The organism is Enterobacter sp. 3U4 (assembly GCF_057224565.1).
The window spans coordinates 4124560-4149859 of record NZ_CP136665.1 but is presented as its reverse complement, the minus strand read 5'-3'; the positions used below and the strand labels follow the sequence as shown (position 1 = coordinate 4149859).

Genomic DNA, 25300 nt, shown 5'->3' with positions numbered 1-25300 from the left:
TAACCGATTCCATTAACTATCTGTAAAAATGGTGATGTCAGAAGTTCGGTGTTCAGGCGAGGAGAAGACGTTGAAGTCCAGGAAAGAGGTCGCACCGGCGACCATGAAAGACGTTGCCCAGAAAGCACAAGTCTCTACGGCAACGGTATCCCGCGCATTGATGAACCCGGATAAAGTCTCCCAGGCGACCCGTAACCGGGTGGAGCAGGCTGCGCTTGAAGTGGGCTATTTCCCACAGGCGATGGGGCGTAACGTCAAACGCAACGAGTCGCGCACCATCCTGGTGATTGTGCCGGATATCTGTGATCCTTTCTTCAGCGAGATTATCCGCGGTATTGAAGTCACCGCAGCGGAACAGGGTTACCTGGTGCTAATTGGCGACTGCGCTCACCAGAACCAGCAGGAAAAAACCTTCATCGATCTGATTATCACCAAGCAGATCGACGGCATGCTGCTGCTTGGCTCTCGCCTGCCGTTTGATGCCAGCATTGAAGAGCAGCGTAATTTACCGCCGATGGTCATGGCCAACGAGTTTGCGCCTGAGCTGGAGCTGCCGACTGTCCACATTGATAACCTCACCGCCGCGTTCAACGCCGTAAACTATCTCCAGGAGCTGGGGCACAAGCGCATCGGCTGTATTGCCGGGCCGGAAGAGATGCCGCTGTGTCACTACCGTTTGCAGGGCTACGTTCAGGCGCTGCGCCGTACCGGCGTCACCGTCGATCCACACTACATTGCGCGCGGTGATTTTACCTTCGCGGCGGGCGGACAGGCGCTGGAGAAACTTCTGGACCTGCCTGAGCCACCAACCGCCGTATTTTGTCACAGCGACGTGATGGCGCTGGGCGCATTATCGTATGCCAAACGCCGCGGTCTTCGCATACCGAAAGATTTATCGATCATCGGTTTCGACAATATTTCGCTTTCGGAATTTTGCGATCCGCCGCTCTCAACGGTCGCTCAGCCGCGCTACCAAATCGGCCGCGAAGCGATGCTGCTTCTGCTGGATCAGCTTCACGGTCAAACAGTTAGCAGCGGCTCAAGGTTGCTGGACTGCGAACTGATCGTCCGCGGCACTACCCAGGCATTGACTTAAAGTAAACGTCTTTCGGATACCCTTATCTGGTCAAAGCCCCGCCGCTTAAGTAACATGGCGGACTGACGAACGAATAAATACAGCGAAACGATAGTGGCACAACGAGATTATGTACGTCGCGGCCAGCCGGCACCTTCGCGACGCAAAAAGAGTAGCTCAAGGAAAAAGCAACGTAACCTGCCTGCTGTCTCGCCAGCAATGGTCGCTATTGCTGCGGCTGTAGTCGTCGCCTTTATTGGTGGCCTGTACTTTATCACGCACCATAAAAAAGAAGAGTCTGAGGCGCTTCAGGCCAGTAAAGTTGCCGGAAATGGTCTTCCTCCGAAGCCTGAAGAGCGCTGGCGCTATATCAAAGAGCTGGAAAGCCGTCAGCCTGGGGTGCGTGCGCCAACCGAACCTTCTGCGGGTGGTGAAGTACAGAATGCGAATCAGCTGACGGATGAACAGCGTCAGCTGCTGGCCCAAATGCAGGCCGATATGCGCCAGCAGCCTACGCAGCTGAACGAAGTGCCGTGGAACGAACAGACGCCGGCGCAGCGCCAGCAAACGCTGCAGCGACGTCAGGCGCAACAGCAGATCCAGCAGCAACAACAGCAGCAATGGGCGCAAACCCAGCCGGTGCAGCAGCCGAAAGCACAGCCGCGGGTAACGGAACAGCCATACCAACAGCAGACGCGTACGGTGCAGTCTCAGCCTGTCCAGCAGCAGCCGAAAACGCAGCCGCAGAAACAGGCGGCTCAGCCGTATCAGGATCTGCTCCAGACGCCAGCGCATACCACCGCGCAGCAGCCGAAAACGCAGCAGGCCGCACCGGTCACCAAAGAGACCGAAGCGCCGAAGCAGACGGCGGAGAAAAAAGACGAGCGCCGCTGGATGGTACAGTGCGGTTCGTTCAAAGGTGCCGAGCAGGCGGAAACGGTACGTGCTCAGCTGGCCTTTGAAGGGTTTGATTCGCGTATTACCACCAACAACGGCTGGAATCGCGTCGTGATTGGTCCGGTCAAAGGCAAAGAAAATGCCGATGGCACCATTTCGCGTTTGAAAATCGCCGGCCACACAAACTGCATTCGACTCGCCTCCGGGGGTTGAAACCCCCAAAATCCCCCCCATCTATCATTTAATTCAGCCCTGAGCACAGGCTCAGGGCTTCTGTTTCCCGATTCTGTAACCAGGGGGTCTGCTCGTGACAACAATAGTAAGTGTACGCCGTAACGGCCATGTGGTAATCGCCGGTGATGGCCAGGCCACGCTGGGTAATACCGTCATGAAAGGCAACGTGAAGAAAGTGCGCCGTCTCTACAACGACAAAGTGATCGCCGGTTTTGCAGGCGGCACGGCGGATGCCTTCACGCTGTTTGAACTGTTTGAACGCAAACTGGAAATGCACCAGGGTCATCTGGTGAAAGCTGCCGTTGAGCTGGCAAAAGACTGGCGTACCGACCGCATGCTGCGCAAGCTCGAAGCGCTGCTGGCGGTAGCCGATGAAACCGCTTCGCTTATCATCACCGGTAACGGTGACGTGATTCAGCCGGAAAATGACCTGATTGCTATCGGCTCTGGCGGCCCTTATGCCCAGGCTGCTGCCCGCGCGCTGTTGGAAAATACCGACATGAACGCGCGTGATATCGCGGTGAAGGCGTTGGATATTGCAGGTGATATCTGCATCTATACCAACCACAACCACACCATCGAAGAATTGACCTCCAAAGCGTAAGGATCTCCCATGTCTGAAATGACCCCACGCGAAATTGTCAGCGAACTGAACAAACACATTATCGGCCAGGATAACGCCAAGCGCTCCGTGGCTATCGCCCTGCGTAACCGCTGGCGTCGTATGCAGCTTGACGAAGAGCTGCGCCACGAAGTCACGCCGAAAAACATTCTGATGATCGGCCCGACCGGCGTCGGTAAAACCGAAATCGCCCGTCGTCTGGCGAAGCTGGCCAACGCGCCGTTCATCAAAGTTGAAGCCACCAAGTTCACCGAAGTGGGCTACGTGGGTAAAGAAGTGGACTCCATCATCCGCGATCTGACCGACTCGGCGATCAAAATGGTGCGCGTCCAGGCGATCGAGAAAAACCGCTATCGCGCGGAAGAGATGGCCGAAGAGCGCATTCTCGACGTGCTGATCCCACCGGCCAAAAACAACTGGGGTCAGGCTGAACAGCAGGCAGAACCGTCTGCTGCACGTCAGGCGTTCCGCAAAAAACTGCGTGAAGGCCAGCTGGACGACAAAGAGATTGAGATCGATCTCGCTGCCGCGCCAATGGGTGTGGAAATCATGGCGCCTCCGGGCATGGAAGAGATGACCAGCCAGCTGCAGTCCATGTTCCAGAACCTGGGCGGCCAGAAGCAGAAAGCGCGTAAGCTGAAAATCAAAGACGCGATGAAGCTGCTGATTGAAGAAGAAGCGGCGAAGCTGGTGAACCCGGAAGAGCTGAAGCAGGACGCTATCGACGCGGTTGAGCAGCACGGCATCGTGTTTATCGACGAAATCGACAAAATTTGTAAGCGCGGCGGCAACAGCTCCGGCCCGGACGTGTCCCGCGAAGGCGTTCAGCGCGACCTGCTGCCGCTGGTTGAAGGCTGCACCGTCTCCACCAAGCACGGCATGGTGAAAACGGACCACATCCTGTTTATCGCTTCTGGTGCTTTCCAGGTAGCCAGCCCGTCGGATCTGATCCCCGAACTGCAGGGGCGTCTGCCTATCCGCGTTGAGCTGCAGGCGCTGACCACCGAAGATTTCGAACGTATCCTGACTGAGCCAAACGCCTCTGCTACCGTACAGTACAAAGCGCTGATGGCGACCGAAGGCGTGAACCTCGAGTTCACCGAAGACGGTATCAAACGTATTGCCCAGGCTGCATGGCAGGTGAACAAAACCACCGAAAACATCGGTGCGCGTCGTCTGCATACCGTGCTGGAACGCCTGGTGGAAGATATCTCTTACGACGCGAGCGATCTGAACGGTCAAACCGTTACCATTGACGCAGAATATGTGAGTAAACATCTGGATGCGTTAGTGGCAGATGAAGATCTGAGCCGTTTTATCCTATAATCGCGGTTACTGGATTCTCATCACGTTTAATGGGGGCTAATGCCCCCATTTTTATTGGCTAAATACTTATGACTGACATCAGCCGTACTCAGGCGTGGCTCGAAAGTCTGCGCCCTAAAACACTCCCTCTGGCCTTTGCCGCGATTATCGTCGGCACGGCGCTTGCCTGGTGGCAGGGTTATTTCGATCCGCTGGTCGCCGCGCTGGCATTGATTACCGCCGGCCTGCTGCAAATCCTCTCCAACCTCGCCAACGACTACGGCGACGCGGTAAAAGGCAGCGACAAGCCGGACCGCATAGGGCCACTGCGCGGAATGCAGAAAGGGGTGATTACCCAGGCGCAGATGAAACGCGCGCTGATTATCACCGTGGTGCTGATCTGCGTATCCGGCCTCGCGCTGGTGACGGTGGCGTCTAAGACTACCAGCGATTTCATTGGCTTCCTGGTGCTGGGTTTACTGGCCATTATCGCGGCCATCACCTACACCGTCGGCACGCGTCCTTACGGCTACATTGGGCTCGGGGATATCTCCGTACTGGTGTTCTTCGGCTGGCTGAGCGTGATGGGAAGCTGGTACCTGCAGGCGCATACGGTGATCCCTGCCCTGTTCCTGCCCGCGACCGCCTGCGGTCTGCTGGCGACGGCGGTGCTTAACATCAACAACCTGCGCGACATCGACAGCGATCGCGAGAACGGCAAAAATACCCTGGCGGTTCGTCTGGGGCCGGTCAATGCTCGCCGCTATCATGCCTGCCTGCTCATTGGCGCGCTGGTTTGTCTGGCGCTGTTTAACCTGATTTCCTTGCAGAGCGTGTGGGGCTGGCTGTTTGTGCTTGCCGCGCCGCTGCTGATTAAGCAGGCCCGCTTTGTGATGCGTGAACTCAGCCCGGCCGCCATGCCGCCAATGCTGGAGCGCACGGTAAAAGGCGCGCTGCTGACTAACCTGTTGTTCGTCATCGGGATTGTCTTAAGCCAGACGCTGAGTTAGCTGACAAATATCAATTAACAATTGATGATTTTGCCAACAACGCATTTCGCACGATATACTGAACACATTCGCAGCAACTGAGCGTTAAACCTATGAAATACGATACCTCCGAGCTTTGTGACATCTACCAGGAAGATGTCAACGTCGTTGAACCGCTGTTCTCCAACTTTGGTGGGCGGTCGTCGTTTGGCGGACAGATCGTCACGGTGAAATGTTTCGAGGACAACGGGTTGCTGTACGATCTGCTCGAACAGAACGGCCGTGGCCGCGTTCTTGTGGTCGATGGCGGCGGTTCCGTGCGTCGCGCATTGATTGATGCTGAGCTGGCCGGCATTGCCGTGCAGAACGAGTGGGAAGGCCTTGTGGTGTACGGTTCCGTGCGCCAGGTGGACGATCTGGAAGACCTGGATATCGGGATTCAGGCCATCGCGGCCATACCGGTAGGGGCGGCGGGTGACGGCATCGGCGAAAGCGACGTGCGCGTCAATTTCGGCGGCGTGACCTTCTTCTCCGGGGACCATCTCTACGCCGATAATACCGGCATTATCCTTTCCGAAGATCCGCTGGATATTGAGTAATAAAACCGTAAGCGTGGACCATAAAAAAACCGCCAACAGCAATGTGGCGGTTTTTTTGTCCCTCGGGATTCGCGGTCCGTTGGGAGGATTTACAGCTCCACACCAGGGACTTTTATCATACCCCTCAATAAATGGCAGGCAATCCCTTAAACCCTTTATAAAATCCTAATTTAATTTGCACATCTTAACGGCGAGGCTGATGTTAACTATGATGCTGCGTCCCTTTCCGCCATCTCGCAAATGGGCATCGGTCCAGGGAAAGGTGTACCCACAACCGTAAAGCAGCCTTTAACCAGGCTTGTGTCCACCGACTTATCACCGGTGGTGAACGGTGGAGCGGTTAGCCGCATGGACCGCATAATGAAACGCTATTTATGTATCGCGTTCATTGTCGCCAGCGTACTTGTTGTAAAGAGTGATGAGCCGAATGTGTTCGTTGCTTTTGCTATGACAGCGCAGGACAAGTAGCGTTAAGGCCGCCTCTGGCGGCCTTTTTTACAACTGGCATAAAAAAAGCCGGGTAGCGGCATCGCCTTACCCGGCCTGTTCAGTCTATCCCAATGGGAATCAGACTTCTTCCATACGTCCCAGCAGCGCCTGCAGGCGATCCTGCCAACCGTTCTGCTGCTCGCGCAGCTGGTTGTTTTCGCGCTCCAGTTCTTCGCGACCGTGCTGCGCGTTCTGTACTTCCTGCGCCAGGCTGTTGTTCTTCTCTTTCAGCTCTTCAATTTCCATCTGCAGCAGAGTGATGGTGTCAATCGCCTGCTGTACTTTCGATTCCAGTTTCTCAAACACTTCTAAAGACATGATGCTACCTCTCCTGAATTGCAAGGCGACGCTTTAACATAAACGCGCACGACATATACCGTCGATTGTATGGAGCGCGGCGCTCTGTGTCCAGCGACACACCGCGCAGATCGCGGTTTGCAACACTTTTAGGTCTGGTCCTGGTGCGTTCGCGTCATATACCCCTAAATTGTTAAATGATTGGTTAATGAAATGATTCAGCTCACATTCTTGTACCCATCCTGTACTGTTGCAAAAATGTGCTTTATGGCGCGAAAACGCTCATTTTATTGACGCAGACCACACATTTTGATTTCGATATTTCTCGTTTTTGCTCGTTAACGATAAATTAACACTATGTCTACAGGGCATCGTGGCTGTCACGGGCGGCCATGCTAACAATAAACATTAATTTCTTCAGGATTCCGATTATGAGTCAGACATCAACCTTAAAAGGCCAGTGCATTGCCGAGTTCCTTGGTACCGGGTTGTTGATATTCTTCGGAGTGGGCTGTGTCGCTGCACTGAAAGTGGCGGGTGCCAGTTTTGGGCAGTGGGAAATCAGTATCATCTGGGGTCTGGGCGTGGCGATGGCCATCTACCTGACCGCAGGAGTGTCTGGTGCACATCTTAACCCGGCGGTGACAATCGCACTGTGGCTGTTCGCGTGCTTCGACGGACGCAAAGTTGTTCCTTTCATCCTTTCTCAGTTTGCCGGCGCGTTTTGCGCAGCGGCGTTAGTTTACGGGCTTTATTACAATCTTTTCATCGACTTCGAACAGACGCATCATATGGTACGCGGCAGCGTCGAAAGTCTGGATCTGGCAGGCATCTTCTCAACCTACCCTAACCCGCATATCAATTTTGTGCAGGCGTTCGCAGTTGAAATGGTGATTACCGCTATTCTGATGGGCGTTATCCTGGCGCTGACCGACGACGGAAACGGCATTCCGCGCGGCCCGCTGGCCCCTCTGCTGATTGGCCTGCTGATTGCGGTGATTGGCGCTTCCATGGGCCCGCTGACCGGCTTCGCGATGAACCCGGCACGTGATATCGGACCTAAAGCGTTCGCCTTTATCGCAGGCTGGGGCGACGTTGCCTTCACCGGTGGCAAAGACATTCCTTACTTCCTGGTACCGCTGTTTGCGCCGGTTGTCGGGGCTGCGCTGGGTGCGTTTAGCTATCGCAAATTAATTGGTCGCCACTTACCGTGCGACACCTGTGTGGAAGAGGAGAAGGAAACGACTTCTACCGCACAACAAAAAGCTTCGCTGTAATCTGACTACGGGACACATACCATGACCGAAAAAAAATATATCGTTGCGCTCGACCAGGGCACTACCAGCTCCCGCGCTGTCGTAATGGATCATGACGCGAACATCGTCAGCGTGTCACAGCGCGAATTTGAGCAAATTTACCCTCGTCCAGGCTGGGTAGAGCACGATCCGATGGAGATTTGGGCGTCACAAAGCTCCACGCTGGTCGAAGTGCTGGCGAAAGCCGATATCAGTTCCGACGAGATTGCCGCGATTGGTATCACCAACCAGCGTGAAACTACCGTGGTCTGGGAACGCGAAACCGGTAAGCCTATTTATAACGCCATCGTCTGGCAGTGCCGCCGCACCTCAGAAATTTGCGAAAAACTGAAGCGCGAGGGCATGGAAGATTACATCCGTAGCGCAACAGGCCTGGTGATTGACCCGTATTTCTCCGGCACCAAAGTGAAGTGGATACTCGACCACGTGGAAGGTTCACGCGAGCGTGCTAAGCGCGGCGAGCTGCTGTTCGGCACCGTTGACACCTGGCTTATCTGGAAGATGACCCAGGGACGCGTTCACGTCACCGACTATACCAACGCCTCGCGTACCATGCTGTTCAACATCAACACCCTGGAGTGGGATGACAAGATGCTGGACGCGCTGGACATTCCGCGCGCGATGCTGCCTGAAGTGCGTAAGTCTTCAGAAGTGTACGGCCAGACCAACATCGGCGGTAAAGGCGGCACCCGTATTCCTATCGCCGGTATCGCCGGTGACCAGCAGGCGGCGCTGTTCGGCCAGCTGTGCGTCAAAGAAGGGATGGCGAAGAACACCTACGGCACCGGCTGCTTTATGCTGATGAACACCGGCGAGAAAGCGGTGAAATCAGAAAACGGTCTGCTAACCACCATCGCCTGCGGCCCGCGCGGCGAAGTGAACTATGCCCTGGAAGGTGCGGTGTTCATGGCCGGTGCGTCTATCCAGTGGCTGCGTGACGAGATGAAGCTGATCAGCGATGCGTTCGACTCCGAATACTTCGCGACCAAAGTGAAAGACACCAACGGCGTGTACGTGGTGCCAGCGTTCACCGGTCTGGGCGCGCCGTACTGGGATCCGTATGCACGCGGCGCGATTTTCGGTCTGACGCGCGGTGTGAACTCTAACCACATTATTCGCGCCACCCTGGAATCCATCGCCTACCAGACGCGCGACGTGCTGGAAGCGATGCAGGCGGACTCCGGCATTCGTCTGCACGCCCTGCGCGTGGACGGCGGTGCGGTAGCGAATAACTTCCTGATGCAGTTCCAGTCCGACATTCTGGGCACCCGCGTTGAGCGCCCTGAAGTGCGTGAAGTGACGGCGCTGGGCGCGGCGTACCTTGCCGGTCTGGCGGTGGGCTTCTGGCAGAACCTGGACGAGCTGCAGGAGAAAGCGGTTATCGAACGCGAATTCCGCCCTGGTATCGAAACCACCGAGCGTAACTTCCGCTACAGCGGCTGGAAGAAAGCGGTGAAACGCGCCCTGGCGTGGGAAGAGCACGAAGAGTAAGCCCCCCTCACCCCGGCCCTCTCCCCAAAGGGGAGAGGGTGTTTTTAGTCCCCTCCCCACTCTGTGGTAAACTTCGTGCAATTCCTTTTGATTGCACGAGTACCTCATGAAACGTGAACTTGCTATCGAGTTTTCCCGCGTCACTGAAGCAGCCGCCCTTGCAGGCTATAAATGGCTGGGTCGTGGCGACAAAAATACCGCAGACGGCGCAGCCGTCCATGCCATGCGCATTGTGCTTAACCAGGTCAACATCGACGGTACCATCGTGATCGGCGAAGGCGAGATCGACGAAGCGCCGATGCTCTATATCGGTGAAAAAGTCGGTACCGGTAAAGGCGATGCCGTGGATATCGCGGTTGACCCGATCGAAGGCACCCGCATGACGGCAATGGGTCAGGCCAACGCCCTGGCGGTGCTGGCCGTGGGCGATAAGGGCTGTTTCCTTAACGCGCCGGATATGTACATGGAAAAGCTGATTGTCGGTCCTGGCGCGAAAGGCGCAATCGACCTCAGCCTGCCGCTGGAAGAGAACCTGCACAACATCGCCAAAGCCCTGGACAAACCCCTTAGCGAACTCACCGTGACGATTCTGGCAAAACCGCGCCACGACGCCACCATCGCGCAGATGCAAAAGCTCGGCGTGCGGGTGTTTGCCATTCCGGACGGTGACGTTGCCGCCTCGATCCTGACCTGCATGCCGGACAGCGAAGTGGACGTGCTGTACGGCATCGGCGGCGCACCGGAAGGCGTAGTCTCTGCGGCGGTGATCCGCGCGCTGGACGGCGATATGCAGGCCCGTCTGCTGCCCCGCCACGAGGTGAAAGGCGACAGCGAAGAGAACCGCCGCATCGGGGAAAACGAGCTGGCGCGCTGCGAAGCGATGGGCATTGAGGCTAATAAAGTGCTCGCGCTGGACGAGATGGCGCGTAGCGATAACGTCGTCTTCTCGGCGACCGGCATCACCAAAGGCGATCTGCTGGACGGCATCACCCGCAAGGGCAATATGGCGACCACCGAAACGCTGCTGATCCGCGGTAAATCACGCACCATTCGCCGCATCCAGTCTATCCACTATCTCGACCGAAAAGACCCGGACGTACAGACGCACATTCTGTAAAACCGTTTGATCGATAGAGCTTTCCGGCCCTGACGGGCTGGAAATTGTCACCACAAGTACGGAAGATAGAACAGAGAAACAGCACAGGAGAAGATCATGGCGGACTGGGTAACAGGTAAAGTCACGAAAATAGAGTTCTGGACCGATGCGCTATTTAGTCTCACCGTCCATGCTCCCGTTCACCCGTTTAAAGCCGGGCAATTTGCGAAGCTGGGGCTGGACGTCGACGGTGAGCGCGTGCAGCGCGCCTACTCTTACGTTAACGCGCCTGATAACCCGGATCTCGAGTTCTATCTGGTCACCGTTCCTGACGGTAAGCTCAGCCCGCGCCTTGCCGCCCTTAAGCCCGGCGACGACGTGCAAATTGTGAGTGAAGCGGCAGGCTTCTTTGTGCTCGAAGAAATCCCGGATTGTGAGACGCTCTGGATGCTGGCAACCGGTACGGCCATCGGCCCTTATCTCTCTATTTTGCAGTACGGCAAAGACCTCGAGCGTTTTAAAAACATCGTGCTGGTTCACGCCGCGCGCTACGCCGCAGATCTGAGCTACCTGCCGCAGATGCAGGCGCTGGAACAGCAGTACGGCGGAAAGTTAAAGATTCAGACGGTTGTCAGCCGTGAAACCGTAGCAGGAACGCTGACCGGTCGCGTGCCGGCGCTTATTGAGAGTGGTGCCCTGGAAGAGGCGGTCGGTTTGCCGCTGAACGCTGAAACCAGCCACGTCATGCTGTGTGGCAACCCGCAAATGGTGCGAGACACGCAGCAGCTTCTGAAGGATACCCGGCAGATGACGAAACATCTTCGCCGCCGACCGGGCCATATGACCGCCGAACACTACTGGTGATCAGCGGTATTTCACCTCAACGGTGTCTTTACCGTATTTGTTTTCGCTCTGGGTGCCAATAAACGCGCCCAGATCGACAATCATCATTACGAAGATGACCGACGGCAGCAGCCTGCCCACTACCCACGGCAGGATGGACGGAAGCATCGCCCAGTTTCCCGCCACCAGCATCCACGCCAGAATAATCAGAAATGCCCACGCGCCGGAACGTCCGCGATCGTGCAGCCGTTTTACGACCACGGCCGCCGTTGGCCATAGCAGGCAGACCAGCGCGAAGGCCGCCGTTTGCGTGCTCAGCCATGCGTTGTAAGCGACGAAAAACAGAAGCAGCATGGCGACAACCCACGTCACCATCCAGATCCAAAAATCACGGCGTCCAATACGCCCTTTGAATGAAAACAGCCACTGCTGTATGGTCATGTAAGGTTCCTTATTATCGTATAGCGCGCATTTTACCCTGGAGTTGTGACCTTTTGACAAGCCGACCAGATATCGTTTTAATCATGAGCACTTACGGCCAGGGGCAATGTTGATGAAAAGTTCGGCACGTTCTCTCTTCCTGTGTTTAGCGCTGCTCAGCGTGGGTTTTCCCCTGCACGCCGCCGAAACCACTGCCCCGACCACAGCGCCGTATCTGCTGGCGGGCGCGCCGTCGTTCGATCAGTCCATCAGCGAGTTTCGTGAAACCTTCAACCAGTCCAATCCAACGCTCCCGCTGGATGAGTTTCGCGCCATTGATGGCCCTCGCGACACGCCTACCCTGACCCGTGCGGCAAGCAAGATTAACGAGAATTTGTATGCCTCCACGGCGCTTGAGCGCGGGACGTTAAAAATTAAAAGCATGCAAATCACCTGGCTGCCGATACAGGGGCCAGAGCAGAAAGCCGCTAAGGCGAAAGCGCTGGAGTACATGAGCGCGGTATTGCAGGCCTTTACCCCTGCGCTGACGAAAAAGCAAAGCCAGCAAAAGCTGCAAAAACTTCTTACCGCCGGGAAAAACAAGCGTTACTACGCCGATACCGAAGGCGCGATCCGCTATGTTGTGGCGGACAACGGCGAAAAAGGACTGACCTTCGCTGTTGAACCGATTAAGCTGGCACTATCTGACACTCTCGGCGGGGCGAATTAATGACAAAAAGCAAAGCCTTTCGAGGGAAAATCTCTATACTGATTCACAGACCATGCTGCCCGACAGGGTGGCCATATTCCTTAATTCGCTTATTTAGCGTGGAGAATTGAAATGCGACATCCTTTAGTGATGGGTAACTGGAAACTGAACGGCAGCCGCCACATGGTAAACGAGCTGGTTGCGAACCTGCGTAAAGAGCTGGCTGGCGTGACGGGCTGCGCGGTTGCTATCGCTCCGCCGGATATGTACCTGGATCTGGCTAAACATGCCGCTGACGGCAGCCACATCATTCTGGGCGCGCAGAACGTTGACGTTAACCTGTCTGGCGCGTTCACCGGTGAAACCTCCGCTGAAATGCTGAAAGATATCGGCGCGAAATACATCATCATCGGCCACTCCGAGCGTCGCACCTATCACAAAGAATCCGACGAGTTCATCGCGAAGAAATTCGCCGTGCTGAAAGAGCAGGGTCTGATCCCGGTTCTGTGCATCGGTGAAACCGAAGCGGAAAACGAAGCGGGCAAAACCGAAGAAGTATGCGCACGTCAGATCGACGCAGTGCTGAAAACCCAGGGCGCGGCAGCGTTCGAAGGCGCGGTTATCGCATACGAGCCAGTCTGGGCGATCGGTACCGGCAAATCTGCAACCCCTGCGCAGGCTCAGGCGGTTCACAAATTCATTCGTGACCACATTGCGAAAGCTGATGCCAAAGTCGCTGAGCAAGTGATTATTCAGTACGGCGGTTCTGTAAACGCTTCTAACGCTGCTGAGCTGTTCACCCAGCCGGACATCGATGGCGCGCTGGTTGGCGGTGCATCCCTGAAAGCGGACGCTTTCGCGGTGATCGTTAAAGCGGCAGAAGCGGCTAAACAGGCGTAATTGCCTTTGTGGCGGGTGGCGCTTCGCTAACCCGCCCTACGGTTCTGTAGGCCCGGTAAGCGTCAGCGCCACCGGGCTTTTTTACAGCCGTCCCAGCAGGCTGAACCACAGATAATCCAGCGGCAGCAGCACCAGATACGTTGCAATAGCCAGCGCCAGACAAAGCACCATCCCCGCCCTGGCAGGCACCTTTCCTAGCCCCATCGCCACCACGATCGGCGACGCCTGATACGGCAGCAGCGGCGTGGAATAGCCCAGCACCTGAATCATGATCACCGACAGCAGCGGGAAACCGGTCGCGTCCGAGAAGCTTTGCGCCAGGGTGGTATACAGCGCCGGAACGCCGTTGGCGGTCATAATGAAGTTGAGTGCGGTGGTAATACCGGTCAGCGCCAGGAAACTGGTGAACGGTCGGTCTGCATCCAGCGGCATAATGCGGAGCAACGCCTCGCCCACCGCCGTTCCGATGCCGGTTTGCGTCACCACGATCGCCAGCCCAAGAATGCCCGCGACGTAAATGCAAGTGCGCATATTCACCCCCGCTGAAAATTCTTCCCCGGTGATAAAGCCAACGCGCGGCAGCATAACGATGATCGACGCCGCCAGCCCCGTCCAGGCGGGCCCCACGCCGTGCCAGCTCTCCGTCACCCACATCCCCAGCACCACCGCCAGCAGCCAGGCGAGACGCTTTTCGTCCCGCCCCATAGGCTCAGACGGCGCCTGTTCCTTCGGCGGTTTTGGGCTGCCGGGAAAAAGCCAGCAGATCAGGCCAATCAGAATCAGGCCCTTGAGAATGCCCAGCACCGGCGTGTGCAGCATCAGATACGGGACATAGTTCAGATGGATGCCATACGAGCCTTCCGCCGCACCGCTCATCACCAGGTTAGGCACGTTAGCGGGCAGAATCGTCGCCGAAAGCTGGAACGTCCCGAACCCTACCGCCAGCGCCAGACCAAACCAGGCGCGTGAGCCGTCGACGATACTGGCGCGTTTTGCCATCGCCGCGACAATCGGCATCAGCAGCGCAATACGTCCCATATTCGACGGCATCACAAACGCCAGCGCATAGCTCAGCAGCACCACGCTTGCCACCATCAATACCCAGGAGTCGGTGAGCTTTGCCGACAGCGCCCGGGCGGCCCTGTCCGCCAGTCCGGTTTTACGGATCGCCACGCCGAGCACGAATCCGCTGAAGACCAGCCAGAAGGCCGACGAAGCAAAACCGCCGAAAATCACCTCCGGCGGGGCGATCTTCGCGGTCATTGCCGCCGTAAAGAACAGCAGCGCGGTGATGAATTCCGGCAACAGCGACGTCGCCCATAGCACGATAGTGACGCCAACGATCAGTGAAGGCAGCAGCAGAGGATACGTTGACCAGAGCGACATACCTGTCTCCTGTAGAATTTTTCAGCAAGTCTACGGCGACAGGCAGGCCGAGTAAACGCTATTTATGGTGGGGTCAATTCAGGATAGCGCATTGATGATCCTGCAGTTCCTCAGCCGACGCGCGGTTAAGCATCAGCAAGTTACGTTCGGTTGCCAGCAACACAAACGAACCATCCGACTGCTGCGCCATCGCCAGGGCAAAGCGCCCCATATGGTCGCGCGCTTCCGGAAGCTCTTCAGCCAGCATTATGAACGGGCTGCGCTGCACCAGCTCATTTTCCGTCACTCGACGAGCAAGATACTCATGCCCTTCCAGCCCGCCGGGAAGAGGCAGCCACTGGGTACTGATTTCTCCCTGTGCCGCATTGAGCTTCTCGCGCACGTCCGGGCGCAGGCAGGAGATATGAATATGAAAATGGTTCTGCGTGCGGCCAGTCGGCGAGTTAATCGTCAGCGAAATGGCGCTGTCGGGCACCTCGGATCCGCGCTTCATGGTCATAAAGCTGCGCGACTGCCAGGCCAGCCAGAAAAAGTTCGGCGTATGCGCCTCGGTCAATAGCGGGCTCTCGGTGCCGTTGATGCGATATGTCGGCATCAGCAGGTATTGCAGCGGCCCGTTGCGATCTTTAAATACCACGTAGCCTGCATCCGTTTTCACCTGCGCACAGGGTGCCGGGTTGCGGTTCTGGATCTGATTCGGCACGCACTGGTCGAGAACGATGTGTCGCAACGCATTCGGATTACCCGCTTTCATCCAGTACACGCCGCCAGCGGCAAGGGCGATGACAATGAGGATCAATAAGATAATTTTTTTCACAACGCGTTCCCTGTTTTCAATAGAGGCAAAAGAGTAACGCAAAATGATGACCAAATAAAAAACCCGGCGGATTTCTCACGCCGGGTCACCGTGTCATTGGCTAATGGGTTAGCGCTGGCTAATCTGGTCGAAGGTGCCGCCGTTAGAGAAGTGCTCTTTCTGCGCTTTCGTCCAGCCGCCGAACTCGTCATCAATGGTGAAGAGTTTCAGTTTAGGGAAGACGCTTTCGTATTTCTTCGCAACGGCCGGATCGCGTGGACGATAGAAGTTTTTCGCCGCAATTTCCTGGCCTTCTGGCGAGTACAGATACTTCAGGTAGGCTTCCGCCACCGCTTTGGTATCTTTCTTCTCAACCACTTTATCGACAACAGAGACGGTTGGCTCAGCAAGAATCGATTCGCTTGGGGTCACGATCTCGAACTTGTCTTTACCCAGTTCATTGGTAGCCAGCAGGGCTTCGTTTTCCCATGCGATCAGCACGTCGCCAATCCCGCGCTCGACGAAGGTGTTGGTGGCGCCACGCGCGCCGGAGTCCAGCACCTCAACGTTTTTATACAGCGCTTTCACAAATTCCTGCGCTTTGGCCTGGTCGCCGTTGTTGTGATGCAGCGCGTAGCCCCATGCGCCCAGGTAGTTCCAGCGAGCGCCGCCAGAGCTTTTCGGGTTAGGGGTGATGACTGACACGCCCGGCTTAATCAGGTCATTCCAGTCATGGATCTGTTTCGGGTTGCCTTTACGGACCAGGAAAACGATGGTCGAGGTGTATGGTGCGGAGTTATCCGGCAGGCGTTTGATCCAGTTTTTGTCGATACGGCCACGCTCGGCGATCGCGTCAACGTCGTAGGCCAGCGCCAGGGTCACCACGTCGGCTTCAATACCGTTGATGACGGAAGTCGCCTGCTTGCCAGAACCACCGTGAGACTGGCGAACCACGACGTTGTCGCCGGTTTCCTGCTTCCAGTGTGCCGCAAACGCTTTGTTGTATTGCTCGTACAGTTCACGCGTCGGGTCGTATGACACGTTCAGTAACTGGATGTCCTTAGCCAGAACGCTGGTCGATGCCAGCAATAATGTTAAACCCACGCCCCATTTATTCATCGCCCAGCTCTCTTGTGTAGTGTTTTGATGAATGCAGCGTGCCAGAAAGCGAATCGAGGATTAAAGAATAAAAAAAGATTGGCTATAACGTAGTGGAATAAAAGAGAGGTATGAGCAGCCTGATGCCCTCACCCCAGCCCTCTCCCACGGGAGAGGGAGCAAACATAAAAAACGGTAACCCAAGGGTTACCGTTTTGCATTTACCTTGCCGCCACCGGGCAGCAGAGCGGATCAGTACAGTTTTTTCGCGCAGTCCAGCCAGTCACCTTTGAACGGACGCTTCATGTTTTCAATCGCGTCGATGATGTCGTGGTGAACCAGTTTTTCGTTCTGAATACCGACGCAGCGGCCGCCGTGACCCTGCAGCAGCAGATCGATAGCGTACGCGCCCATACGGGACGCCAGAATACGGTCGTAAGGGCCTGGGGAACCGCCACGCTGGATGTGACCCAGTACGGTCGCGCGGGTTTCGCGTTTGGTTTCGGCTTCGATGTACTTCGCCAGCTCGTCAACGTCACAGATGTGCTCGGTGATAGCCACGATCGCGTGTTTTTTACCTTTCGCGATGCCCGCTTTGATTTCAGCCACCAGATCTTCACGGCTAAATTCGACTTCTGGCACGACGATAAATTCGCAACCGCCCGCAATGGCTGCCGCCAGCGTCAGGTCGCCACAGTAACGGCCCATCACTTCAACGATAGAGATACGCTGGTGAGAAGACGAGGTATCACGCAGACGGTCAATCGCTTCAACAACGGTACCCAGTGCGGTAAAGAAGCCGATAGTGTAGTCAGTACCTTTGATGTCGTTGTCGATGGTGCCCGGCAGACCGATGCACGGGAAACCCATTTCGGTCAGACGTTTTGCACCCATGTACGAGCCGTCACCACCGATAACCACCAGGGCGTCCAGACCGCGTTTCTTCATGTTTTCGATAGCCACTTCACGAACGTGTTCATCGCGGAATTCCGGGAAGCGCGCAGAACCGAGGAAAGTACCGCCACGGTTGATCATGTCAGACACGCTGTAACGGTCGAGCTGAACCATACGATCTTCATACAGGCCCAGATAACCGTCATAAACGCCAAAAACTTCCAGGCCTTCCGTCAGCGCTGCACGGACAACACCACGAATTGCCGCGTTCATGCCCGGCGCATCACCGCCGCTTGTCAACACACCGATTTTCTTAATCATGACTACCTCTGAACTTAGGAATGCAAAATTGAAATCTGTTGCCGGAAGAAACTTATCGACCAACGAATACTGCAAATAGTATATCAATCCCTTCCAGCTGAATTGATTCAGGTCAGACCAAATGGCGGTAATTTATACACAAAATGCTGGCCTGGCTCACTTTTTTACAACGAATTACGAAAGCCCAACATGACCGGGTACAACCGAGCAGGGATCCTGGTGAATGATGACGTCTGAACCAGGAAAACGCTGCAAAATCGCCTGCTCGACCTGCTCAGCTATCACGTGAGCCTGAACCAGTGGCAGGTTGTCTTCCATTTCAATGTGAATCTGAATAAAGCGGGTCGGCCCTGACTGCCGCGTTCGAAGATCGTGTGCACCGCTGACGCCGGGCCAGGAGGTCACGATAGAAAAAATTTCATTACGTTCTGAGTCCGGGAGGGCGCGGTCAAGCAGTGATTGCACCGCTTCATACCCCATCCGCAGGGCGCTATATAAAATATAGATACCAATCCCTAACGCAAACAACGCATCGGCGCGATGCCAGCCATACCAGGCCAGACCGAGCGCAATAAGAATAGCCCCATTCATCATAACATCAGATTGATAATGAAGCATATCCGCCCGTACAGCCTGGCTTTGCGTTTTGCGAACAACCCAGCGCTGGAACGTTACCAGAACAAGTGTGCATATAAGCGCAACGACCGTCACAATCACGCCCACGCCGGGATCGTTCATCGGTGTCGGCGAAACGAGATGCTGAATGCCGGTTAAAAACAGGAACAGCGCAGAGCCGGAAATGAACATACTTTGCGCCAGCGCGGCCAGCGACTCCGCTTTGCCATGCCCAAACGTGTGCTCTTCATCCGCTGGCTGCAGCGAGTAACGCACCACCAGCAGGTTGGTCAGCGAGGCGGCAATATCCACCAGCGAGTCCACCAGCGCCGCCAGAATACTGACCGAACCGGTATACCACCACGCGAAAACCTTGATGACCAGCAAGCACGACGCCATTACCGTCGCGGCCATTGCGGCCCGGCTTACCAGTCTTCCATAGGATTGATTCATAAACGCTCCTGTCATGTCATGCCGCTATTATAACGGAAGCATGCGGAGTCGAAGGATGAATAAACGGTTAACAAAAGAGAATGACAGGCAAAAAAAACCCCCACATCATGTGGGGGAAGACAGGGATGGTGTCTATGGCAAGGAAAACAGGGTTTACTGGTTACTACGGGTACTGCTATTGCTACTGAAAAACGTCGTTTCTGAGCTTCGCTGCATCCGTGCAACCTCACGCAGCTGGTCCATTCGCTGCTGATGTCTGGCATTCAAAACCGCTTGCTGCTCGGGCGTTAGCAGATGGAACATCTGGTTGCGGACCTTCGCCATCTCTACCTGGCGGGCAACCTGTGCCTGTGCCATTTTTTCGGCCTGAGCGCGTACAGCGCTTTCGTCAAAATTTTCTGCGGTGACAAGGCGATGCATTGTCTCCATTTCGCTAACATTAACAGGGGGCTGGTCGTGTCGTGCCCTCTGCATCAGATCTCGCATCTGTTGACGCTGATGTTCGGTTAAACTTATGCCGTCAAACATATGGCTTTGGCTGCTGTTCTGCGTTGCGCCCTCTTGTAAGGGACTGTTATCGCTGATGATAGCTTCAGCAGCCTGGCTAAACGCACTGAACGCCAGCGTTGAGGCCATGACGGCAGCGGTAACTTTGCGCATCACTTGCTCCCAAAATCTTTCGTGTCGCGATTCAACGAGAGACAGTCTACGATTCAGGCTGCAAACATGCGTCAGGGGGTGTAAAACAACGTAAAGTCATGGATTAGACAGCCTTGATGTCGTAATTTCTGCCTCGGAGGTATTTAAACAATGAATAAAATCCTGTTAGTTGATGATGACCGAGAGCTCACATCCCTTTTAAAGGAGTTGCTCGACATGGAAGGTTTCAACGTCCTGGTTGCCCATGATGGCGAGCAGGCGCTGAGTCTCCTTGACGACAGCATCGATTTACTTTTGCTCGACGTGATGATGCCGAAGAAAAACGGTATTGATACGTTGAAAGAACTTCGCCAGACACACCAGACACCCGTTATCATGCTGACCGCGCGCGGCAGCGAACTCGATCGCGTACTCGGCCTTGAGCTGGGCGCGGATGACTATTTACCGAAGCCGTTTAACGACCGTGAACTGGTTGCCCGTATTCGCGCTATCCTGCGTCGTTCCCACTGGAGCGAGCAGCAGCAAAATACCGACAACAGCTCACCTACCCTTGAAGTCGACTCCCTGAGCCTGAACCCGGGCCGTCAGGAAGCAAGCTTTGATGGCCAGACGCTGGAACTCACCGGCACGGAGTTCACCCTGCTGTATCTGCTGGCGCAGCACCTCGGCCAGGTGGTATCGCGTGAACATTTAAGTCAGGAAGTGCTGGGCAAACGTCTGACCCCGTTTGACCGCGCCATCGACATGCACATTTCTAACCTGCGCCGTAAGCTGCCGGAGCGTAAAGACGGTCATCCATGGTTTAAAACCCTGCGTGGTCGCGGTTATCTGATGGTTTCCGCTTCATGATAGGAAGCTTAACCGCCCGCATCTTCGCCATCTTCTGGCTGACGCTGGCACTGGTTTTAATGCTCGTACTGATGTTGCCAAAACTCGACTCACGCCAGATGACGGAGCTTCTCGACAGCGAGCAACGTCAGGGCGTGATGATCGAGCAGCACGTGGAAGCCGAGCTGGCAAACGATCCGCCAAACGACTTAATGTGGTGGCGCAGGCTGTTTCGCGCTATCGACAAGTGGGCGCCGCCCGGACAACGCCTGCTGCTGGTGACCAGCGAAGGCCGCGTCATTGGCGCCGATCGCAATGAAATGCAGATTATCCGCAACTTCATTGGCCAGGCGGATAACGCCGATCATCCCCAGAAGAAGAAATATGGCCGCGTAGAGATGGTGGGGCCTTTCTCCGTCAGAGATGGAGAGGATAATTATCAGCTCTACCTGATCCGTCCGGCGAGTAACTCCCAGTCTGATTTTATCAACCTGCTGTTTGACCGCCCTCTCCTGCTGCTGATTGTCACCATGCTGGTCAGCTCGCCGCTGCTGTTATGGCTGGCGTGGAGCCTGGCAAAACCGGCGCGTAAGCTTAAGAATGCCGCCGATGAGGTGGCGCAGGGTAACCTGCGACAACACCCTGAACTGGAAGCTGGACCGCAGGAGTTCCTTGCCGCAGGGACCAGTTTTAACCAGATGGTGAGCGCTCTCGATCGCATGATGACCGCACAGCAACGTCTACTGTCGGATATCTCGCACGAGCTGCGAACACCGCTTACGCGCTTGCAGCTTGGCACCGCGCTGCTGCGCCGCCGCAGCGGTGAGAGCAAAGAGCTGGAGCGTATTGAGACGGAAGCTCACCGCCTGGACAGCATGATCAACGACCTGCTGGTGATGTCGCGCAATCAGCAGAAAAACGCCCTGGTCAGCGAAACGGTGAAAGCCAATCACCTGTGGCACGAGGTGCTGGACAACGCGGCGTTCGAAGCTGAACAGATGGGTAAATCCTTCACCGTCAACTTCCCGCCGGGCCCGTGGCCGCTGTACGGTAACCCCAACACGCTGGAAAGCGCGCTGGAGAACATCGTGCGTAACGCCCTGCGCTACTCGCATACGAAGATTGAAGTGGCGTTCTCGGTGGATAAAGACGGGATCACCGTCATTGTCGACGACGATGGTCCTGGCGTCAGCCCGGAAGACCGCGAGCAGATTTTCCGTCCGTTCTATCGTACCGACGAAGCGCGCGACCGGGAATCGGGCGGTACGGGACTGGGTCTGGCGATTGTTGAAACCGCCATGCAGCAGCACCGCGGCTGGGTGAAAGCCGACGACAGCCCGCTGGGTGGGCTACGGTTAACGCTGTGGCTACCGTTGTATAAGCGTTCATAGCTGTTAGTGCCGGGTGGCGGCTTCGCCTTACCCGGCCTACTTCCCCCACAATCTCCGCGAATTGTCCTCGATCTTGTTGCTTAAACGCCGCTTCTGCATCGTTCTTGTCCAGCTGGTCGATAGCCCCGCCGCCGACAGCAGGCGGTGATACTGCTCGTCGTCAAACGGCATATGCCAGGCAATGGCGCAGGCGTCATAAACAGACACATCGCTCAGGCGCGACGCCAGCTCAAGCGGCGCGTCCGCAGAAACCTGCCCAGCCAGCACCACGCGGTACAGCCAACCGGTTTTGCCTGCTGTTTGCAGCTGGGCAGACATATCCTGAATACCGAAATGGAAGTTGAGCTTAAAGCACGGCGAGCGTGGCTGCGTCACCTGAATCAGGGCATCGCCCCAGCGGTAGATATCACCGATAAAAACGTTCTTTTCGGTGAGCCCTTCGGTGGAGAGATTCTCGCCAAACGCGGGGGCGACGAAAAGATCCGCCTGCTCGGGGAACTCGGTTTTCCAGTGCTGATAGTGTTCGCGCGGATAGTGGCACAGCGCGCGCTCGGGCCCGCCGTGGATTTTCTTTTCGGCTTGCTCGTCGCCCGCAAGCCCGAGGTCGGTTAACGTCAGCTCACCGTCGACCTGAATTTTGGCGATGGCACTCGGGCGGCTGCCGTCGTACTCCCTTACCTTGCCTGTAAATACATTCACCGGATAGTGCATCGCTGCTCCTTTCTGCAGATACAAAAAAAGCGAGTCATAAGACTCGCTTCTCACAGGCGTCAATGCAACCTTATTTTTTAGCGGCGAAACGCGCTGCTGCTTCGTCCCAGTTCACCACGTCCCAGAAGGCTTTGATGTAGTCCGGGCGACGGTTCTGGAACTTCAGGTAGTAAGCGTGTTCCCACACGTCCAGACCCAGGATTGGGAAGCCGGATGCGCCAGAGATCGCTTCACCCATCAGCGGGGAGTCCTGGTTAGCAGTAGACACTACCGCCAGCTTGTCGCCTTTCAGAACCAGCCACGCCCAGCCGGAGCCGAAGCGGGTTGCAGCGGCTTTTTCGAATTCCGCTTTGAAGTTGTCAACAGAACCGAAGTCGCGCTCGATAGCCGCTTTCAGGTCGCCCTGCAGGGTGGTACCGGTCTTCAGGCCTTTCCAGAACAGGCTGTGGTTAGCGTGGCCGCCAGCGTTGTTACGCAGAACGGTTTTCTTGTCCGCTGGCAGCTGGTCCAGCTTGGTGATCAGCTCTTCAGCAGAGAGGTTAGCGAACTCAGGCAGGCTTTCCAGCGCGGCGTTCGCATTGTTCACATAGGTCTGGTGGTGTTTAGTGTGATGGATTTCCATCGTCTGCTTGTCGAAATGCGGTTCCAGTGCGTCGTAGGCATACGGCAGGGATGGCAGTGTATAACTCATAATCCTCTCCATTATTGTCGGGCGGCACAGCTGTTAATGCCGCGTAAGCAGTTGGTTCATTATAGTTAATTAAATGATATTGAAAATGATTATCAATGCCGTAGTTTTTATAAGGTTATTCATTTTTCGATTAATAGCGGAATTGTGAGTCTGCTCACGCGGTTAACGTGCTGATTGCCATCCAGAACAAAAGTGCGGCAACCTTCTGAAGGTTCCGAAACCGCCTAATTTTTACACTCATCAAGTCGGCGGGAAGCCACCGACTATAAAAACGATGAGGATGTAAAAATGAATCATGCGATTACGATGGGTATTTTCTGGCATTTGATAGGCGCGGCCAGTGCAGCCTGTTTCTATGCCCCGTTCAAAAAGGTTAAAGGTTGGTCATGGGAAACCATGTGGTCCGTTGGCGGTACGGTCTCCTGGCTGATTTTGCCGTGGACCATTAGCGCCATGCTGCTCCCGGATTTCTGGGGCTATTTCTCCTCCTTCAGCGCCTCTACCCTGCTGCCGGTCTTCTTGTTCGGCGCGATGTGGGGCATCGGCAACATCAACTACGGCCTCACCATGCGCTATCTCGGCATGTCGATGGGTATCGGCATCGCGATTGGCATTACGCTTATCGTCGGCACCCTGATGACGCCTATCCTCAACGGCAACTTCGACGTGCTGATTAACTCGCAGGGCGGGCGAATGACGCTGCTGGGCGTGCTGGTCGCGGTGATCGGCGTGGGTATCGTCACCCGCGCAGGCCAGCTGAAAGAGCGCAAGATGGGCATTCGGGCCGAAGACTTCAACCTGAAAAAAGGCCTGATGCTGGCGGTGATGTGCGGCATCTTCTCGGCGGGCATGTCGTTCGCCATGAACGCCGCCAAACCGATGCACGAAGCCGCTGCCGCGCTGGGCGTTGACCCGCTGTACGTTGCCCTGCCAAGTTACGTTGTGATCATGGGCGGCGGCGCGCTGGTTAACCTTGGCTTCTGCTTCATTCGTCTGGCAAAAGTGAAGAATCTGTCGGTAAAAGCCGACTTCTCGCTGGCAAAACAGCTCATCATTACTAACGTGCTGCTCTCTGCCCTCGGCGGCCTGATGTGGTATCTGCAGTTCTTCTTTTACGCCTGGGGCCACGCCAGTATTCCGGCGCAGTACGACTACATGAGCTGGATGCTGCACATGAGCTTCTACGTGCTGTGCGGCGGGCTGGTAGGGCTGGTGCTGAAGGAGTGGAACAACGCCGGGCGTCGTCCAGTCGGCGTCCTGAGCCTGGGCTGCGTGGTGATTATTATCGCGGCCAACATTGTTGGCCTCGGTATGGCGAACTGACTAGGCCGCCTTTCGACTACGATGACGCCACTGAACCGGCGTCATCCCCACCTCGCGGTTAAACACCACCGAAAAGTAGTTACTGTCCTCAAAGCCGCAGCGCATCGCCACTTCACTCACCATCAGCTCCGTATGCTGCAGCAGATACTGGGCGTGGCAGATGCGCAGCTGGCGCAGGTAGTGGTTTACCGTCATCCCCGTCTGGGTGCGGAACTGCTGGCGCAGCGCGCGTTCGCTGCACTGCTCCTGCTCGCAAAATTTCTCCAGCACGAAGCTTCTGTTCAGGCTGCCCGCAAGCGTAGTGATGAGCTTATCCAGCAGCGCTTCCTGCGTCGTGGCGGAGGGGTTATCGGTGGCGTAACGATGGCGCTTCAGCGTCATCACCAACTGGGCAAAAAGCAGCTCTGCCATCTGGTTAGCGACGGGATCGCTCTTCTGGCTCTCCTGCTCCAGCTGAGAGATAACCTGCCGAACCTGGGTCATGCCGCCGCTGCTTAAGCGCCAGTGCGGTTCTCCTCGGGCATCAAGAAAACCGGGAATGTTGGCCACCCAGTCGACGTTAAGCCTGAGCCTGTCCGGGCAGTAGATGACGTTCTGCAGCACCAGGTCGTTAACCGAGGCGTAGGAGTGTTTATCTTCCGCGCGGATGTAGAACAGATCGCCGCGCGTGATGCGGTAGGGGCGATCGTTGAGGACGTGCAGACCGTTGCCGCGCCACACCAGCACCAGCTCGCAAAACTCGTGGGTGTGCTCGGCAAAGACGTTTTGCGGGTAGCGATCGGCCACCGCAACGGCCTGACCGGCGGAGGCAAAAAAATCATCTTTGCGAAGAATTAACTGAGCAGCCACAC

Annotated in this window: 26 protein-coding genes; 15 read left to right on the top strand and 11 right to left on the bottom strand. The window is 56.0% G+C overall.

Features of this window, described 5'->3' with window-relative positions:
• The first annotated feature begins 70 nt into the window (after positions 1-70).
• The 6 genes from cytR to rraA all read left to right on the top strand — a co-directional run bounded on the left by cytR (position 71) and on the right by rraA (position 5721).
• A complete protein-coding gene (gene cytR, locus RVY89_RS19800) occupies positions 71-1096 on the top strand; it encodes a DNA-binding transcriptional regulator CytR (RefSeq protein WP_023309683.1) in 1026 nt (341 codons plus the stop codon).
• A 93-nt stretch (positions 1097-1189) separates the two neighbouring features.
• Positions 1190-2185 carry a cell division protein FtsN gene (gene ftsN / locus RVY89_RS19795; protein ID WP_484826225.1) on the top strand — a complete coding sequence of 332 codons (996 nt, stop codon included), beginning with the start codon at positions 1190-1192 and terminating at the stop codon, positions 2183-2185.
• Positions 2186-2279: 94 nt separating this feature from the next.
• Positions 2280-2810, top strand: a complete 531-nt coding sequence (gene hslV, locus RVY89_RS19790; protein WP_008501802.1) for an ATP-dependent protease subunit HslV — start codon at positions 2280-2282, stop codon at positions 2808-2810.
• 9 nt (positions 2811-2819) lie between these two features.
• Positions 2820-4154 carry an ATP-dependent protease ATPase subunit HslU gene (gene hslU, locus RVY89_RS19785; protein WP_484826224.1) on the top strand — a complete coding sequence of 445 codons (1335 nt, stop codon included), beginning with the start codon at positions 2820-2822 and terminating at the stop codon, positions 4152-4154.
• A gap of 68 nt (positions 4155-4222) precedes the next feature.
• Entirely contained in the window at positions 4223-5143 is a 921-nt protein-coding gene (gene menA, locus RVY89_RS19780; protein ID WP_484826223.1) for a 1,4-dihydroxy-2-naphthoate polyprenyltransferase, read from the top strand.
• Positions 5144-5235: 92 nt separating this feature from the next.
• A complete protein-coding gene (gene rraA / locus RVY89_RS19775; protein ID WP_023309687.1) occupies positions 5236-5721 on the top strand; it encodes a ribonuclease E activity regulator RraA in 486 nt (161 codons plus the stop codon).
• A gap of 567 nt (positions 5722-6288) precedes the next feature.
• Here rraA and zapB read toward each other — a convergent pair.
• Positions 6289-6528, bottom strand: coding sequence for a septal ring assembly protein ZapB (zapB, locus tag RVY89_RS19770; protein ID WP_010436935.1), 240 nt, complete (start codon positions 6526-6528; stop codon positions 6289-6291).
• Positions 6529-6938: 410 nt separating this feature from the next.
• Between zapB and RVY89_RS19765 the strand changes: the two genes are divergently transcribed.
• The 4 genes from RVY89_RS19765 to fpr all read left to right on the top strand — a co-directional run bounded on the left by RVY89_RS19765 (position 6939) and on the right by fpr (position 11274).
• Positions 6939-7784: an MIP/aquaporin family protein gene (locus RVY89_RS19765; protein ID WP_014885705.1), complete on the top strand. Its 846-nt coding sequence runs from the start codon at positions 6939-6941 to the stop codon at positions 7782-7784.
• A gap of 21 nt (positions 7785-7805) precedes the next feature.
• On the top strand, positions 7806-9314 hold the full coding sequence (gene glpK / locus RVY89_RS19760) for a glycerol kinase GlpK (RefSeq protein WP_311391547.1): 1509 nt from the start codon (positions 7806-7808) through the stop codon (positions 9312-9314).
• A 106-nt stretch (positions 9315-9420) separates the two neighbouring features.
• The gene (gene glpX / locus RVY89_RS19755) at positions 9421-10431 is read left to right on the top strand and encodes a class II fructose-bisphosphatase (RefSeq protein ID WP_219940332.1); all 1011 of its coding nucleotides are present in this window, start codon (positions 9421-9423) and stop codon (positions 10429-10431) included.
• Between the two features lie 96 nt (positions 10432-10527).
• Entirely contained in the window at positions 10528-11274 is a 747-nt protein-coding gene (fpr, locus tag RVY89_RS19750; RefSeq protein ID WP_484826222.1) for a ferredoxin--NADP(+) reductase, read from the top strand.
• Here the strand turns inward: fpr and RVY89_RS19745 are convergent, their stop codons facing one another.
• Complete coding sequence (locus RVY89_RS19745; protein ID WP_023293600.1) at positions 11275-11694, bottom strand: DUF805 domain-containing protein; 420 nt, start codon at positions 11692-11694, stop codon at positions 11275-11277.
• A 112-nt stretch (positions 11695-11806) separates the two neighbouring features.
• On the opposite strand from RVY89_RS19745, the gene RVY89_RS19740 reads away from it, so the two are divergent.
• Both RVY89_RS19740 and tpiA read left to right on the top strand, forming a co-directional pair.
• Positions 11807-12403: a DUF1454 family protein gene (locus RVY89_RS19740; protein ID WP_484826221.1), complete on the top strand. Its 597-nt coding sequence runs from the start codon at positions 11807-11809 to the stop codon at positions 12401-12403.
• 111 nt (positions 12404-12514) lie between these two features.
• A complete protein-coding gene (gene tpiA / locus RVY89_RS19735; protein WP_014172206.1) occupies positions 12515-13282 on the top strand; it encodes a triose-phosphate isomerase in 768 nt (255 codons plus the stop codon).
• An 81-nt stretch (positions 13283-13363) separates the two neighbouring features.
• On the opposite strand, the gene RVY89_RS19730 is transcribed toward tpiA, so the two are convergent.
• The 6 genes from RVY89_RS19730 to cpxP form a co-directional block, all read right to left on the bottom strand.
• Positions 13364-14668 carry an SLC13 family permease gene (locus RVY89_RS19730; RefSeq protein ID WP_484826220.1) on the bottom strand — a complete coding sequence of 435 codons (1305 nt, stop codon included), beginning with the start codon at positions 14666-14668 and terminating at the stop codon, positions 13364-13366.
• A 73-nt stretch (positions 14669-14741) separates the two neighbouring features.
• On the bottom strand, positions 14742-15485 hold the full coding sequence (locus RVY89_RS19725) for a CDP-diacylglycerol diphosphatase (protein WP_371899658.1): 744 nt from the start codon (positions 15483-15485) through the stop codon (positions 14742-14744).
• A 108-nt stretch (positions 15486-15593) separates the two neighbouring features.
• The gene (locus RVY89_RS19720; RefSeq protein WP_024909198.1) at positions 15594-16583 is read right to left on the bottom strand and encodes a sulfate ABC transporter substrate-binding protein; all 990 of its coding nucleotides are present in this window, start codon (positions 16581-16583) and stop codon (positions 15594-15596) included.
• Positions 16584-16814: 231 nt separating this feature from the next.
• Positions 16815-17777 (bottom strand): 6-phosphofructokinase, encoded by a 963-nt coding sequence (gene pfkA / locus RVY89_RS19715; protein ID WP_023309696.1) that lies wholly within the window; start codon positions 17775-17777, stop codon positions 16815-16817.
• Positions 17778-17951: 174 nt separating this feature from the next.
• On the bottom strand, positions 17952-18845 hold the full coding sequence (fieF, locus tag RVY89_RS19710) for a CDF family cation-efflux transporter FieF (protein WP_252034499.1): 894 nt from the start codon (positions 18843-18845) through the stop codon (positions 17952-17954).
• A 153-nt stretch (positions 18846-18998) separates the two neighbouring features.
• Positions 18999-19505, bottom strand: a complete 507-nt coding sequence (gene cpxP / locus RVY89_RS19705) for a cell-envelope stress modulator CpxP (protein WP_371899657.1) — start codon at positions 19503-19505, stop codon at positions 18999-19001.
• Between the two features lie 150 nt (positions 19506-19655).
• Between cpxP and cpxR the strand changes: the two genes are divergently transcribed.
• Both cpxR and cpxA read left to right on the top strand, forming a co-directional pair.
• Positions 19656-20354, top strand: a complete 699-nt coding sequence (gene cpxR / locus RVY89_RS19700; protein WP_006179159.1) for an envelope stress response regulator transcription factor CpxR — start codon at positions 19656-19658, stop codon at positions 20352-20354.
• Positions 20351-21724, top strand: coding sequence for an envelope stress sensor histidine kinase CpxA (gene cpxA, locus RVY89_RS19695; protein WP_023309731.1), 1374 nt, complete (start codon positions 20351-20353; stop codon positions 21722-21724). The genes cpxR and cpxA overlap by 4 nt, the downstream gene beginning before the upstream one ends.
• 36 nt (positions 21725-21760) lie before the next feature.
• On the opposite strand, the gene yiiM is transcribed toward cpxA, so the two are convergent.
• A complete protein-coding gene (yiiM, locus tag RVY89_RS19690; RefSeq protein WP_484826219.1) occupies positions 21761-22435 on the bottom strand; it encodes a 6-hydroxyaminopurine reductase in 675 nt (224 codons plus the stop codon).
• 70 nt (positions 22436-22505) lie between these two features.
• On the bottom strand, positions 22506-23126 hold the full coding sequence (sodA, locus tag RVY89_RS19685; RefSeq protein ID WP_004203668.1) for a superoxide dismutase [Mn]: 621 nt from the start codon (positions 23124-23126) through the stop codon (positions 22506-22508).
• Positions 23127-23414: 288 nt separating this feature from the next.
• Here sodA and rhaT point away from each other — a divergent pair, with 288 nt between their 5' ends.
• Positions 23415-24449 carry an L-rhamnose/proton symporter RhaT gene (gene rhaT / locus RVY89_RS19680; RefSeq protein ID WP_484826218.1) on the top strand — a complete coding sequence of 345 codons (1035 nt, stop codon included), beginning with the start codon at positions 23415-23417 and terminating at the stop codon, positions 24447-24449.
• Here the strand turns inward: rhaT and rhaR are convergent, their stop codons facing one another.
• Positions 24450-25298, bottom strand: a complete 849-nt coding sequence (gene rhaR, locus RVY89_RS19675) for an HTH-type transcriptional activator RhaR (protein ID WP_484826217.1) — start codon at positions 25296-25298, stop codon at positions 24450-24452. It abuts the gene before it with no gap.
• Between the last annotated feature and the right edge of the window lie 2 nt (positions 25299-25300).

Bases quoted from the DNA above. Each gene is read 5' to 3' on its own strand.
- hslU (WP_484826224.1), top strand. From the start codon at position 2,820: ATGTCTGAAATGACCCCACGCGAAATTGTCAGCGAACTGAACAAACAC.
- menA (WP_484826223.1), top strand. From the start codon at position 4,223: ATGACTGACATCAGCCGTACTCAGGCGTGGCTCGAAAGTCTGCGCCCT.
- rraA (WP_023309687.1), top strand. From the start codon at position 5,236: ATGAAATACGATACCTCCGAGCTTTGTGACATCTACCAGGAAGATGTC.
- zapB (WP_010436935.1), bottom strand. From the start codon at position 6,528: ATGTCTTTAGAAGTGTTTGAGAAACTGGAATCGAAAGTACAGCAGGCG.
- RVY89_RS19765 (WP_014885705.1), top strand. From the start codon at position 6,939: ATGAGTCAGACATCAACCTTAAAAGGCCAGTGCATTGCCGAGTTCCTT.
- glpK (WP_311391547.1), top strand. From the start codon at position 7,806: ATGACCGAAAAAAAATATATCGTTGCGCTCGACCAGGGCACTACCAGC.
- glpX (WP_219940332.1), top strand. From the start codon at position 9,421: ATGAAACGTGAACTTGCTATCGAGTTTTCCCGCGTCACTGAAGCAGCC.
- fpr (WP_484826222.1), top strand. From the start codon at position 10,528: ATGGCGGACTGGGTAACAGGTAAAGTCACGAAAATAGAGTTCTGGACC.
- RVY89_RS19745 (WP_023293600.1), bottom strand. From the start codon at position 11,694: ATGACCATACAGCAGTGGCTGTTTTCATTCAAAGGGCGTATTGGACGC.
- RVY89_RS19740 (WP_484826221.1), top strand. From the start codon at position 11,807: ATGAAAAGTTCGGCACGTTCTCTCTTCCTGTGTTTAGCGCTGCTCAGC.
- tpiA (WP_014172206.1), top strand. From the start codon at position 12,515: ATGCGACATCCTTTAGTGATGGGTAACTGGAAACTGAACGGCAGCCGC.
- RVY89_RS19730 (WP_484826220.1), bottom strand. From the start codon at position 14,668: ATGTCGCTCTGGTCAACGTATCCTCTGCTGCTGCCTTCACTGATCGTT.
- RVY89_RS19720 (WP_024909198.1), bottom strand. From the start codon at position 16,583: ATGAATAAATGGGGCGTGGGTTTAACATTATTGCTGGCATCGACCAGC.
- pfkA (WP_023309696.1), bottom strand. From the start codon at position 17,777: ATGATTAAGAAAATCGGTGTGTTGACAAGCGGCGGTGATGCGCCGGGC.
- fieF (WP_252034499.1), bottom strand. From the start codon at position 18,845: ATGAATCAATCCTATGGAAGACTGGTAAGCCGGGCCGCAATGGCCGCG.
- cpxP (WP_371899657.1), bottom strand. From the start codon at position 19,505: ATGCGCAAAGTTACCGCTGCCGTCATGGCCTCAACGCTGGCGTTCAGT.
- cpxR (WP_006179159.1), top strand. From the start codon at position 19,656: ATGAATAAAATCCTGTTAGTTGATGATGACCGAGAGCTCACATCCCTT.
- cpxA (WP_023309731.1), top strand. From the start codon at position 20,351: ATGATAGGAAGCTTAACCGCCCGCATCTTCGCCATCTTCTGGCTGACG.
- yiiM (WP_484826219.1), bottom strand. From the start codon at position 22,435: ATGCACTATCCGGTGAATGTATTTACAGGCAAGGTAAGGGAGTACGAC.
- sodA (WP_004203668.1), bottom strand. From the start codon at position 23,126: ATGAGTTATACACTGCCATCCCTGCCGTATGCCTACGACGCACTGGAA.
- rhaT (WP_484826218.1), top strand. From the start codon at position 23,415: ATGAATCATGCGATTACGATGGGTATTTTCTGGCATTTGATAGGCGCG.